We start from the raw sequence: 12,360 nt of genomic DNA, 5'->3' as shown, positions 1-12,360 counted from the left end.
TTATATCATAGTATAAATTACATTCCAAAATTAATTATCACTCTTTTTTCTCATCATAGAATTCGGTTGAAGTTTTTGATCAATCTTTATTTTAAAAATTTGTTGAGCCTTATTTGCCACTTCAATTTCATTCATTTTTTCATCATACATTTTTTCGATCTTCGTGGTAATAAATCCATCTTCTGGTCCAAAAATTTCTACTTCGTCTCCTTTGAAAATTCTATTTCTTTGTTCAAAAGTCGCAATATTATTTTCTTCATCATAATCCAATAATAATCCGACAAAATCATATTTTCTAATGTAAGAGGATGATTCGTACAATTGGTCATTTTCATCAGGTTTTTTTTCAAAAAATCCTGTAGTAAAATCTCTATAAGAAACTTTTTTAATCTCTTCTAAAAGTCTCTTCGCTGTTTGTCCGTCAAATTCATTATTGTAATATTTGTCAATAGCAATTCTATAGCTTCTAACTACCGTAGCTACATAGTATTGACTCTTTACTCTACCTTCTATTTTCAAACTATCAATTCCTGCCTCGATTAATTTATCTAAATGCTCAATCATACACAAATCTTTTGAATTGAAAATAAAAGTTCCTTTCTCATCTTCTTCAATCGGAAAATATTCTCCAGGTCTTTTTTCTTCAACAAGTCTGTACTTCCATCTACATGCTTGTGCGCAGTCTCCTCTGTTTGCATCTCTTCCTGTCATGTAGTTACTCAATAAACATCTTCCCGAATAAGACATACACATCGCTCCGTGTACAAAACATTCTAATTCAGAATCAGGAATATTTTTCTTGATGTCTTGAATTTCTTTCAAAGATAATTCGCGAGCCAAAACAATTCGTTTGATTCCTTGATCCATCCAATATTTTACTGTTCTAAAATTTGTCACAGATGCTTGTGTTGACATGTGAACTTCAATATCTTGATTAATACTTCTAATAATAGAATAAATTCCTGGATCAGAAACAATAAGAGCATCTACATTAATATCGATTAAGCTTTGAATGTAGTCTTCAATCCCTTTCAAATCGTCATTGTGGGCTAATATATTCATAGTTATATATATTTTCTTGTCTCGACTATGAGCGTATTCTACTGCTTCTTTCATATCATCTAATGTGAAATTTTTAGATGCAGTTCTCAAACCATAGTCAGGACCTGCCATATACACTGCATCTGCGCCATAATCTATGGCTGTTTTTAATTTATCTAAATCACCTGCCGGTGCTAATAATTCAACTTTTTTCATTTAATCTCCTCAAAAATAGTCGGAAATCATAGACTTCCGACTATCGCTATTTTAATTTAGTTATGCTCATTCCATCATCTATTGGAATTATAGTTGTATCGTATTTTGAACTATCAGAAATAATTTCTAAAAATTCTCTTAATCTCTTAACAATTGTTATCTTTCTGTGTCTATGTTCATAGAATTCTTTTTCGCATACCATTCCTCTAAACAAAACATTGTCACATACAATAACTGAATTTTTGTTAGATAATCGTACAGCTTCTTCAAAATATTTTATATATTGTCCTTTAGCAGCATCGATAAATATCAAATCAAATTTTGTATCCATATTTTTCATTACTTCGTATCCGTCTCCAAATATTAATTCGATATCGTCATAGCCATACTTTTCAAAGTTTTCTCTGGCAAAATTTGCGTTCTTTTCGTAATTTTCAACAGTAGTAATCTTTGCATCAGGACATGTTTTTTTCATGACAATTGAACTATATCCAATAGCTGTGCCTATTTCTAAAATAGATTTTGGCTGTTCTGTCAGTAAAATCATCTTTAATAGCTGTCTAACTTCTGGTTCAACTATCGGTATATGATTATTCTTAGCAAATTCTTCTAGTTCTAAAATAGTTTCATCGTTACTTTTTGATAATTGTCTTAAATAATCTTGTAGTTGTTCATTTACAATACTATTCATCTTCTAATTTTATGCCACCTTCTAATGCATCGTAGACATCTTTCAAAATCATAGAAAATCTTGCATCTGCTTGTAAATAAGCTGCTATATCGTGATTTGTCATGATAATATTTTGTAAGTTTTGAAGTTTTTGTACATCTTCAGGATCTTCTTTTCCTGTTTGTTGAATTTTTAATTGATACTCAAAAAGATGCTTTTTAAAATCATCTATCATATTTTTGTTAGTTTCATTCTTCTTATAAACTTCTTTATGAAGTTTTTTGAGCTCTTGAAACTCCTGAGAATTGTTCAACATTTGTGCTAATTCTTCAGCTTTTTTCTTATATTCCATATTATACCTCCATTATTACTGGCAATATCATCGGATTTCTCTTAATTTCTTGATACAAGAATTTCTTTAGTGTTTCTCTTATATTGTGTTTAAGAGTAGACCAGTCATATATATTTTTTGTATAACATTCATCTAGGACTTTTTGGACAACAGATTTGCAATCTTCCATTAAATCATTATTTTCTTTAACATATACAAATCCTCTTGAAATGATGTCAGGACCAGCTATAACTTCTTTATTTCTAGCATCTAAAGTAATTACTACAACTATTAGTCCATCTTCTGATAAATGTCTTCTATCTCGTAATACAACATTTCCCACATCTCCTACTCCAAGTCCATCTACTAAAATATTACTTGCAAATTTAGTGTCAACAAGGTTAATACTTTTTCTTGTAAATTCTATAGTATTACCATTATCAGCGATAACTATATCTTTTTCTTTCATTCCAAGATCAAGTGCTAAATTCGCATGACATTTCAAATGTCTCATTTCACCATGAAGTGGAACAAAAAATTTAGGTCTGACTAATGAATGCATCAACTTTAATTCTTCCTGACAAGCGTGTCCACTAACATGCACGTCAGCCAAGGAAGAATAAATAACTTTTACTCCCATTTCCATTAATTTATTGATAACTGAGCTAACTTGATTATCATTTCCTGGAATTGGTGTTGCAGATAAAATAACTGTATCTGTTGGATCCAAATGAACTTTTCTATGAGTTCCATTGGCCATTCTTGTCATTGCACTCATAGGCTCCCCTTGAGAACCAGTTGTTAGAAGAACTATTTCGTTTGGACGGTATCTATTGATATCATTTATATCAATAATAGTTTTTTCATTAACTTTAATGTATCCCAACTCACGAGCTACATTAACAGTGTTGATCATTGATCTGCCCGAAAGCGCCACTCTCTTATTGAAATGTTCAGCTGCTGAAATAACTTGTTGAATTCTGTGAACATTAGACGCAAAAGTAGCTACAATTATTCTAGCAGGTGCATCATCAAATAAATTTATAAATGTTTTTCCCACGCTTTTTTCGCTTAAAGTATAGCCTTGTCTTTCAACATTTGTACTATCAGCAAAAAGTGCAAGGACACCCTTGTTTCCAATGGCAGCAATTCTACCAAAATCCATTCTATTGTTATCAATTGGAGTGTAGTCAATTTTAAAATCACCAGTAAAGAACAAAACTCCCACAGGAGTTGTTATAGATAAACTTGCAGCATCAGGAATTGAGTGACATACTTTTACAAATTCTACGCTAAATGCTCCAAGTTTTATTGATTTCTTATAATCAACTGTGTGAAGTGACTTCAAGCTTAACTTGTGCTCCAATATTTTGTTTTCTAAAAGTCCCATTGTAAGTTTTGTACCATAAACAGGAACGTCTAATTTTTTTAATACATAAGGAATTGCCCCGATATGATCTTCGTGACCGTGAGTAATTACAATGCCTCTGATTTTTTCCTTGTTTTTTTCTAGATAAGAAATATCTGGGATTACTATATCAACTCCCAACATTTCTTCATCTGGAAATGTCATTCCACAATCCACAACAATAATATCATCTTTGTATTCAATTACTGTCATGTTCTTTCCTATTTCGTTAAGTCCTCCTAGTGGAATAACTTTTAATTTATCAATATTCTTTTTTGCCATTTATTTCTCCTCATTTTTAATTTTTTCTTGGCAATCAGAACATATTCCATAAAACTTTAAATCGTGATTTTGGATATCGAAGTTGTAATCCTTGCTTATTTGCTTTTCGATATCTTCTAATAAATCGTATTTCACTTCGTCAACTTTACCACAATTCGTGCATATTATATGGTGATGATGATGGTCTTCATCCTCATCTACCAATTCATATCTGTATCTTTTATCATCAAAATCTAACTTGTAAACCAAGTTAAGTTCTTCAAAAATTAATAAAGTTCTATAAACCGTAGCTATTCCAATCTCCGGATCTTTTTTGCTTACTATTTCGTTCAATTCTTCCGGAGATAGGTGTGAATCCATATTTTCTAACAACGCTTCAAAAATTACTTCTCTTTGCTTAGTAACTTTATATCCCGCATTGATTAGCTTAGTTTTCAATGTTTCTATGTTCATTATTGCTCCTTTTGTGAATTCATTAGATCTTCGTATGCTTCAATAGCATCGTTTAATTCTTGCTCATTTTCTAATCCAATAAATTCAACTTGTTCCTCATTTTCTATATATTTCAAAATAACATTTTCTCCATTTAATACATCTTCTAATACGCAATAATTATCATCGTCCATACCAAATGTATTTATTATTTTAAATTCTTTTTCATTGTTATTTTCATCGTATAATTTTATAGTTTCCATAATTATTTTCCCATATCCAAATAAGTTTGCAGAATATAAGTAGCTGCAACACTATCAATTACATCTTTCCTTTTTTTTCTTGAGACATTTTGTTCAATCAATACTCTTGTAGCACTGATTGTTGTAAGTCTCTCGTCAACATATTCAATATCTAGATCAGTGTGTTTTCTTAGTTCTTTTACAAATGTTTTAACTTTTTTAGCTTGAGGGCCAATAGTATTATTCATATTTTTAGGTAGACCTACTATAATTTTACTGACTTCCTTTTCTTTAATTATATCATTTATGATTTCTATGTCTTCAATCTTGCTTTTTCTCTTAATAGTCATCAAAGATTGGGCAGTCAATAAGAATGGATCACTTATAGCGATACCAATAGTTCTATCTCCCACATCAAGTCCAATATATCTTTCCATAATTATTTACATATTTTGAGAGCTGTTACAAGTAACAGCTCTACATTATCCTTTATTTATCTATTTCGTTCAAATAAACTTCTAGCATTTCTCCCAATAAATCATCTCGATCTATTTGTCTAATCAAATTTCTCGCATTATTAAAGCTTGTAATGTAAGTAGGATCACCTGATAATATATATCCAATAATTTGATTTTTAGGATCATATCCTTTTTCCTCTAAAGCTTGGTAAACTTTCTTCAAAGTTTCCTTTATTGATTTCTGTTCAAGTTTTGATGCTTCAAATCTAACCGTATGGTTTAAATCCTTACCTTCCATTTTTTTGCCTCCTTTAAGCATTAATTTTTGATCTTACTGTTTCAATTCCCTTTTGTAGTGCTTCATTAACTTTAGAGTTATCTTTTGCACCAGCTTGTGCAAAATCTTTACGTCCGCCGCCATTTCCACCGCATATTTTGGCAACTTCTCTTACAATATCTCCTGCAAATACACCTTTTTTAACTGCAGAATCCGTAACTAAAGCTATAAATGATACTTTTAAATCATCTGAATTAGCTAGTATTACAACTCCATCTTCTAATTTTGATTTAATATTTTCTCCAAAATCCCTAAATGAATTATTGTCCAAACCACTTAATTCAAATGTGCAAACTTTTGTACCATTAACCTCTACAGCATCATTAATAACTGAATCAATATTTGAAGATAAATCCTTATTTGTTATATCTTTAAGTTTTTTCTTCAATTCTTTAATTTCTTCAGTGTTCATTTCAATTCTTCTTGTGATTTCATCTTCATTAGATGCCTTTAACGAATGCTTAACAATATCAATCAAACTATCTCTATCTTTTAAATATTTGTATACTGCGCGACCAGTAATTGCTTCAATTCTTCTGACACCTGCAGCTACACTTGATTCAGAAAGAATTTTCAACATTTGAATGTCACTTGTTGTCTTAACGTGAGTTCCTCCACATAATTCTTTAGAATAATCTCCCATTTGAACAACCCTTACAACATCTTGATACTTATCTTCGAAAAGACCTCTAGCTCCAATTGATTGAGATTGTTCTAATGACATTTCATCAATTTTTACAGGAATACCTAAAGCTATTTTTTCATTGACAATTTGTTCAACTTTTTCTAATTGTTCTTTAGTAACTGCTTCAAAATGTGTAATATCAAATCTTAATCTTTCTCCATCAACATAAGAACCAGCTTGATTAACGTGATCTCCTACAACATCCTTTAATGCTTGATGCAATAAGTGTGTAGCGGAGTGATTTTTCATAATATCTCTTCTATTAAGTTCATCTACTTCGATTGTAACTTTATCGCCTACATTTAAGCTTCCTTCCATAACTTTTACGTAATGCAAGAATACTTTCTTTCCAGTTTTTTTCGTGTCGTAAACTTCAGCTTTGAAATTATCATTATAGATAATTCCCTTATCACCTACTTGACCTCCACCTTCTCCATAGAAAGTTGTACGGTCTAATACTATTATACCCATATCTTCAGCATTTAAATTATTATCATTTTCACCGTAGATTTCGATAACTTCACTTTCATCTTTTAAGGAATCATATCCATCAAATTTTGTTTCAGGAAGTCCTTCGCCATATTTTTTGTCAGAAGACCAACCCATGTTAGATTCATTTCTTGATCCTCTAGCTCTTTGTTTTTGTTCTTCCATTAATTTTTTGAATTCATCTTCATCTACAGTTTTGTTGACTTCACCAACCAATTCCTTAGTTAAATCTATTGGGAATCCATAAGTGTCATATAATTTAAATGCATTTTCTCCACTAAACACATCTGATTCAGTTTCTTTTAGCATAGAATCCAAAATACTCAAACCTAAATCCAAAGTTTCTTGGAATTTCTTTTCTTCAGCATTAGCTATTTTTACAATTCTATCTCTTTCTTCTTTTAATTCAGGATATCCAGATTCATAAACTTTTATGCAAGAATCTATAACTTTTTCTATAAAACTGTCGTTTATTCCCAATAATTTTCCGTGTCTACAAGCTCTTCTTATAAGTCTTCTTAGTACGTATCCTCTTTGCTCATTACTTGGAATTACACCATCATAAATCAAAAATGTCATAGCACGTACGTGGTCAGCAATAATTCTGATTGATACATCATTTTGATGATTTTCCTTGTATTTTACGCCTGAAATTTCTTCAATAGTTTTGATTATATCTTTTACAAGTCCAATTTCAAAAATATTATCAGCATTTTCCAAAACCATTGTAATTCTTTCAAGACCCATACCAGTATCTATGTTTGGATGAGCAATTCTTTCGTATTTTCCGTCAGCGGTTTTGTTGAATTGTGTGAATACCAAATTCCATACTTCCAAGAATCTTTCGCCCTCATCACCTGGTTTTGCATCTTCTCTTGGATCAAATTCAAATCCTCTATCTACGTGAATTTCAGAACATGGTCCACAAGGTCCTTGATCTAGTTCCCAGAAGTTGTCAGCTTTTCCTAATTTAACAACTCTTTCTGGACTAACTCCTACATCATTTACCCAAATATTGTAAGCTTCTTCGTCTTCTTCATATACAGTTATCCACAATATATCTTTTGGTACTTCTAATTCATTTGTCAAGAAGTCCCAAGCCCATGTAATAGCTTCTTTTTTGAAATAATCTCCAAAAGAAAAATTACCAAGCATTTCAAAGAAAGTACCATGTCTTTGAGTCTTCCCTACTTCGTCAATATCAGCTGTTCTGATACATCTTTGTGAAGATGTTGCTCTGTCTTTTTTTAGTTTTTTCTCACCTGTAAAATACTTCTTCAAAGGAGCCATACCAGCATTTATAAGTAGAAGACTTTTATCATCTTGTGGTATAAGAGGAAATGATTTGATCACAAGATGTCCCCTTTCCCCAAAATAATCTAAGAATTTTTTTCTAATTTCATTTAAACCATAATCTTTCATTATAACCTCACTAATTTTTAAAAAACATTTTAATTTTATCCTTAAAATGTAAATATAATATTTTAACTGTAGCAACGAATGGAACTGAAAGAATCATACCTACAACTCCAAACATTCCTCCACCTATAATCAAACTAACAATTACTAACAATGGATTAATGCCAATTTTCGAACCTAATAATTTGGGAGCAAGAATATTATTTTCAACCCATTGAATAGAAACAAATACAATTACTACAACCACCGCTTTTAAAGGGCTGTCCAAAAAAGCCAAGATAAAGGCGGGAGTAACCGCTATAAAAGGACCAATATACGGAATAATATCTCCTACCATAGTAAGTATTCCAATTATAATTGCAAAATCGACTTTCATAATGATTAATGCAATAGCAGTCAATACTCCAACGAAAATTGCCATAATCAATCTTCCACGAATGAATTCACTGTAAGCTTTATCCATATCAGAGCAAATTCTCAAGAATTTATCTTTATTTTCACTCGGTATAAATCCCATAATAAAATCAATGCACTTTTCTTTATCTAATAACATATAAAAACTTACTACTGGGACTAAAATAATTCTAAGTAAATTACTAAATATATTTCCAGTGATATCTCCAGTTTGAGAAAGCTTATCCAGGATTGAAGTTTGGATTGTTCCAAGCTTTTGGTTAATTGTTTGCATCGCATTAGACATGATTTTACTAACGTTAGGATATTCTTTAAATATTTTATTGTTGATAGCATTTAGTTTCACAGAAATATCCGACATAAAGCCAGGTAAGCTTATTATCATTTTTTTAATTTGTTGTATAGTTTGTGGAACGACAATCATCCCCAATAAAATAATCAAGAGGATTACTATAACGTAAATGATTAAAATAGCTATTGACCTTTTAACTCCCTTATTTTCAATATATTTTACCAAAGGATTTATAATATATGAAAGCACTATTCCTATCAATAAAGTATTAATTGTATGATATATGATTGGATATTTTGAAAATAAAGCTGCAATTCCCAGCAATATAAGTATTAGTATTGTAGTCTTTTTTATTTTATGAAAATTAAATACAATTTTGTATTTTTCGTCTACTTTACTATTTCCCACAGTAATCAGAAAATAAGTTCCAAAAACCATGAAAATAATAGTTATAAATATTAATGCATTTCGCAAAAATTCAGAATTAATAAGCATATCTATTTCTCTTTGCTAATTAAATCTTGCAAACTCACGTTTTTTATACTGTTAATCATATCATCGTGCATTTGAGTCCAAATAAGCCTAGATGGACAAGTGTCTTCTCTTGAACAAAGTCCTGGAACTACAGAGCATTCTGTCACTCCAAAAAACTCTTCTAAACATTCCAAAATTTCAGCTACTGAAATTTCTTTTGGAGATTTTTTCAATAAATAACCACCTTGCACACCTCTAACTGAAATCACCAAATCTTGTTTTTTCAATTCTCGTATAAGTTGTTCTAAATAATTATTACTAAGTCCTGTGGCTTTAGATATTTCATTTAAACTAACAGGATTATCTCCATATTTTTTGCCTAAATATATCATAGCCGCAAGCCCGTATCTTCCTCTCGTAGATAATCTCATAAGCCCTCCTATTTATGATAAATTTTATCATAGTAAAATAGTTGTGTAAATATCCTATTGCAATAATAATAGTAGATTAAGAAAACTCAATCTACTATTACCAAAATTATTTGACAATTATATTAAAAATTCTACCTTTTACATAAATTTTCTTAACAACATTTTTGTTTTCAAGATATTTTGCTACAACATCATCCTTGATAGCTTTTTCAAAAACTTCATCTTCAGAAGCATCTCTACCTATCTCTACAGTAGTTCTTAACTTACCATTTACTTGTATAGGAAGTTCTATTACATCCAAAATAGTTTTCGATTCATCATATTCTGGCCAACTTGCTTCGTGAACATATCCTTCATATCCCATTCTTTGCCAAATTTCTTCTGTTATATGAGGGCAAACAGGATTTAATAATATCAAGAATATCTTATATTGTTCTTTAGAAATTTTATCTAAGTTGTTGAATTCATTCAATAATGTCATAAGTTGAGCGATTGCTGTATTAAATTTTAAGTTTTCATAATCTTCTGAAACTTTTTTAATAGTTTGATGAATCAAAGTTTCCATTTTTTCAAAATTAGAATCTTCATCCACTAATTCTTGTGTTCTCCATACTTTATCTAAGAATTTTCTACAACCTTTAACTCCATTTTCAGACCAAGGAGCTGATTTTTCAAAATCTCCAATGAACATTTCATAACATCTCAAAGTATCTGCACCAAAATCTCTGACGATATCATCTGGGTTTACAACATTACCACGAGACTTACTCATTTTTTCGTTGTTGTCACCTAAAATCATTCCATGACTAGTCCTCTTCATATATGGTTCTTTTGTAGGAACTACTCCAATATCATACAAGAACTTGTGCCAAAATCTTGAATACAATAAGTGAAGTGTAGTGTGTTCCATTCCACCGTTATACCAGTCAACTGGAACATAATAGTCTAAATTTTCTTTACTTGCTATCGCTTCATCATTGTGTGGATCAGTATATCTCAAATAATACCAAGAAGATCCTGCCCATTGTGGCATAGTATCAGTTTCTCTTACAGCATCTCTACCGCATTTTGGACATTTTGTGTGAACAAATTCATCTATATTTGATAGTGGTGATTCTCCATTATCTGTTGGTTCATAATTATCGACCTTAGGCAATACTAATGGTAAATCTTTTTCTTCCAAAGGAACCCATCCACAATGTTCACAATAAACCAATGGAATTGGTTCTCCCCAATATCTTTGTCTAGAAAATACCCAATCTCTTAATTTGTAGTTTGTCTTCTTGTGACCTATTTCTTTTTCTTCAATGTATTCATACATTTTTTGTTTTGCTTCGTTTACACTCAAGCCATTCAAAAATTCAGAATTAATAAGATTTCCTTCGTTTGTTTCAGTGAATGCAGAATTTTCTATGTCAGATCCTTCAATTACAGGAATCATTTCAATGTTAAATTTTTTAGCAAATTCATAGTCTCTGTCATCGTGTGCAGGAACTGCCATAATAGCACCTGTTCCATAAGTCATCAATACATAATCTGATACATAAACAGGAATTTCTTTGTTAGTCAATGGATTGATTGCTGTTAAGCCATCAATTTTGTATCCTGTCTTTTCTTTAGATAAATCTGTTCTTTCTAATTCCGATTTCTTAGCTACTTCTTGTCTGTAGCTTCTAATTTCTTCGATATTTTTAATTTGATCACTATATTTTTCAATCAAAGGATGATCAACAGAAATAACCATGTAAGTTGCACCAAATATAGTATCTGCTCTTGTTGTAAAAACAGTAATTTTTTCGTCAACTTCTTTTAATGGGAATTTAATTTCTGCACCGTATGATCTTCCAATCCAGTTTATTTGTTGAGATTTTATTCTATCCAAATAATCAACATCTTTTAAATCATCTATAAGTCTATCAGCGTATTCAGTTATTTTAAGCATCCATTGATTCTTAACTTTTCTGATTACTTCTCCACCACATCTTTCGCAATGACCGTTTATTACTTCTTCATTTGCAAGTCCTATTTTACATGAAGGACACCAGTTAATAGGCATTTCTTTTTTATATGCAAGTCCTTTTTTAAACATTTGAATGAAAATCCATTGAGTCCATTTATAGTAATCTGGGTCTGTTGTGTTTATTTCTCTGTCCCAATCAAAAGAAAAACCGATTGATTGCATCTGTCTTTTGAAGTTTTTGATGTTATTTTCTGTAACAATTTCAGGTCTTATTTTATTTTTAATAGCAAAATTTTCTGTAGGAAGTCCAAATGCATCCCAACCCATTGGATACAAAACATTATATCCTTGCATTCTTCTTTTTCTTGAAACGATATCCAATGCAGTGTATGGTCTTGGATGGCCTACGTGTAGTCCTTGTCCAGAAGGATAAGGAAACTCTACTAATGCATAGAATTTTTCTTTTGACTTATCATCAGAAGTCTTAAAAGTTTTGTTTTCTTCCCAATATTTTTGCCACTTTTTCTCAATTGAATTCGGATTATATCTATCCATTTTTACCTCCAAATAATAAAAAATTCGCCTCTTACAAAGAAGAGACGAAATAAAATTCCGCGGTACCACTCTTATTGGTTAATCCCACTCAAATCTTTAACGCAGATATACGAATATTCTATTAATAAACAAGTTCAATAATCTCAAATATTGATTCGCACCAACCACCAATTCTCTGAAAATTTTTAATTATTTACTACTTTTATTCAAATATTATTATAAAA

12 protein-coding genes and 1 other annotated feature are annotated in these 12,360 nt (G+C 30.6%); all 12 genes read right to left on the bottom strand.

What is annotated here, in order from left to right:
* Positions 1 to 30 precede the first annotated feature (30 nt).
* Complete coding sequence (locus tag ABDJ34_RS00510; protein ID WP_412701040.1) at positions 31 to 1,257, bottom strand: peptidase U32 family protein; 1,227 nt, start codon at positions 1,255 to 1,257, stop codon at positions 31 to 33.
* 46 nt (positions 1,258 to 1,303) lie between these two features.
* The gene (locus ABDJ34_RS00505; protein ID WP_094203534.1) at positions 1,304 to 1,948 is read right to left on the bottom strand and encodes an O-methyltransferase; all 645 of its coding nucleotides are present in this window, start codon (positions 1,946 to 1,948) and stop codon (positions 1,304 to 1,306) included.
* Positions 1,941 to 2,279, bottom strand: a complete 339-nt coding sequence (locus ABDJ34_RS00500; protein ID WP_094203533.1) for a YlbF family regulator — start codon at positions 2,277 to 2,279, stop codon at positions 1,941 to 1,943. The genes ABDJ34_RS00505 and ABDJ34_RS00500 overlap by 8 nt, the downstream gene beginning before the upstream one ends.
* 1 nt (position 2,280) lies before the next feature.
* Entirely contained in the window at positions 2,281 to 3,948 is a 1,668-nt protein-coding gene (locus ABDJ34_RS00495; protein WP_002836243.1) for a ribonuclease J, read from the bottom strand.
* Positions 3,949 to 4,401, bottom strand: coding sequence for a Fur family transcriptional regulator (locus ABDJ34_RS00490; RefSeq protein ID WP_110058108.1), 453 nt, complete (start codon positions 4,399 to 4,401; stop codon positions 3,949 to 3,951).
* Positions 4,401 to 4,643 (bottom strand): DUF1292 domain-containing protein, encoded by a 243-nt coding sequence (locus tag ABDJ34_RS00485; RefSeq protein WP_094224597.1) that lies wholly within the window; start codon positions 4,641 to 4,643, stop codon positions 4,401 to 4,403. Before ABDJ34_RS00485 ends, ABDJ34_RS00490 begins: the two co-directional genes overlap by 1 nt.
* Before the next feature lie 2 nt (positions 4,644 to 4,645).
* On the bottom strand, positions 4,646 to 5,059 hold the full coding sequence (gene ruvX, locus ABDJ34_RS00480) for a Holliday junction resolvase RuvX (RefSeq protein WP_412701039.1): 414 nt from the start codon (positions 5,057 to 5,059) through the stop codon (positions 4,646 to 4,648).
* Between the two features lie 52 nt (positions 5,060 to 5,111).
* Positions 5,112 to 5,378 carry an IreB family regulatory phosphoprotein gene (locus ABDJ34_RS00475; RefSeq protein ID WP_094205556.1) on the bottom strand — a complete coding sequence of 89 codons (267 nt, stop codon included), beginning with the start codon at positions 5,376 to 5,378 and terminating at the stop codon, positions 5,112 to 5,114.
* 13 nt (positions 5,379 to 5,391) lie between these two features.
* Positions 5,392 to 8,013 carry an alanine--tRNA ligase gene (alaS, locus tag ABDJ34_RS00470; RefSeq protein ID WP_412701038.1) on the bottom strand — a complete coding sequence of 874 codons (2,622 nt, stop codon included), beginning with the start codon at positions 8,011 to 8,013 and terminating at the stop codon, positions 5,392 to 5,394.
* A gap of 10 nt (positions 8,014 to 8,023) precedes the next feature.
* Positions 8,024 to 9,211, bottom strand: a complete 1,188-nt coding sequence (locus tag ABDJ34_RS00465; RefSeq protein WP_412701037.1) for an AI-2E family transporter — start codon at positions 9,209 to 9,211, stop codon at positions 8,024 to 8,026.
* Positions 9,212 to 9,213: 2 nt separating this feature from the next.
* The gene (locus tag ABDJ34_RS00460; RefSeq protein ID WP_002839398.1) at positions 9,214 to 9,621 is read right to left on the bottom strand and encodes an RrF2 family transcriptional regulator; all 408 of its coding nucleotides are present in this window, start codon (positions 9,619 to 9,621) and stop codon (positions 9,214 to 9,216) included.
* 106 nt (positions 9,622 to 9,727) lie between these two features.
* The gene (gene leuS / locus ABDJ34_RS00455; protein WP_412701036.1) at positions 9,728 to 12,136 is read right to left on the bottom strand and encodes a leucine--tRNA ligase; all 2,409 of its coding nucleotides are present in this window, start codon (positions 12,134 to 12,136) and stop codon (positions 9,728 to 9,730) included.
* 37 nt (positions 12,137 to 12,173) lie between these two features.
* Positions 12,174 to 12,354, bottom strand: a binding site (T-box leader).
* Positions 12,355 to 12,360 lie beyond the last annotated feature (6 nt).

It is taken from the genome of Finegoldia dalianensis (assembly GCF_046255015.1).
Classification (GTDB): domain Bacteria; phylum Bacillota; class Clostridia; order Tissierellales; family Peptoniphilaceae; genus Finegoldia; species Finegoldia magna.
This window is presented reverse-complemented; position numbering and strand designations above follow the sequence as displayed.

Bases quoted from the DNA above. Each gene is read 5' to 3' on its own strand.
- ABDJ34_RS00510 (WP_412701040.1), bottom strand. From the start codon at position 1,257: ATGAAAAAAGTTGAATTATTAGCACCGGCAGGTGATTTAGATAAATTA.
- ABDJ34_RS00505 (WP_094203534.1), bottom strand. From the start codon at position 1,948: ATGAATAGTATTGTAAATGAACAACTACAAGATTATTTAAGACAATTA.
- ABDJ34_RS00465 (WP_412701037.1), bottom strand. From the start codon at position 9,211: ATGCTTATTAATTCTGAATTTTTGCGAAATGCATTAATATTTATAACT.
- ABDJ34_RS00485 (WP_094224597.1), bottom strand. From the start codon at position 4,643: ATGGAAACTATAAAATTATACGATGAAAATAACAATGAAAAAGAATTT.
- alaS (WP_412701038.1), bottom strand. From the start codon at position 8,013: ATGAAAGATTATGGTTTAAATGAAATTAGAAAAAAATTCTTAGATTAT.
- ABDJ34_RS00495 (WP_002836243.1), bottom strand. From the start codon at position 3,948: ATGGCAAAAAAGAATATTGATAAATTAAAAGTTATTCCACTAGGAGGA.
- ABDJ34_RS00490 (WP_110058108.1), bottom strand. From the start codon at position 4,401: ATGAACATAGAAACATTGAAAACTAAGCTAATCAATGCGGGATATAAA.
- ABDJ34_RS00475 (WP_094205556.1), bottom strand. From the start codon at position 5,378: ATGGAAGGTAAGGATTTAAACCATACGGTTAGATTTGAAGCATCAAAA.
- leuS (WP_412701036.1), bottom strand. From the start codon at position 12,136: ATGGATAGATATAATCCGAATTCAATTGAGAAAAAGTGGCAAAAATAT.
- ABDJ34_RS00500 (WP_094203533.1), bottom strand. From the start codon at position 2,279: ATGGAATATAAGAAAAAAGCTGAAGAATTAGCACAAATGTTGAACAAT.
- ABDJ34_RS00460 (WP_002839398.1), bottom strand. From the start codon at position 9,621: ATGAGATTATCTACGAGAGGAAGATACGGGCTTGCGGCTATGATATAT.
- ruvX (WP_412701039.1), bottom strand. From the start codon at position 5,059: ATGGAAAGATATATTGGACTTGATGTGGGAGATAGAACTATTGGTATC.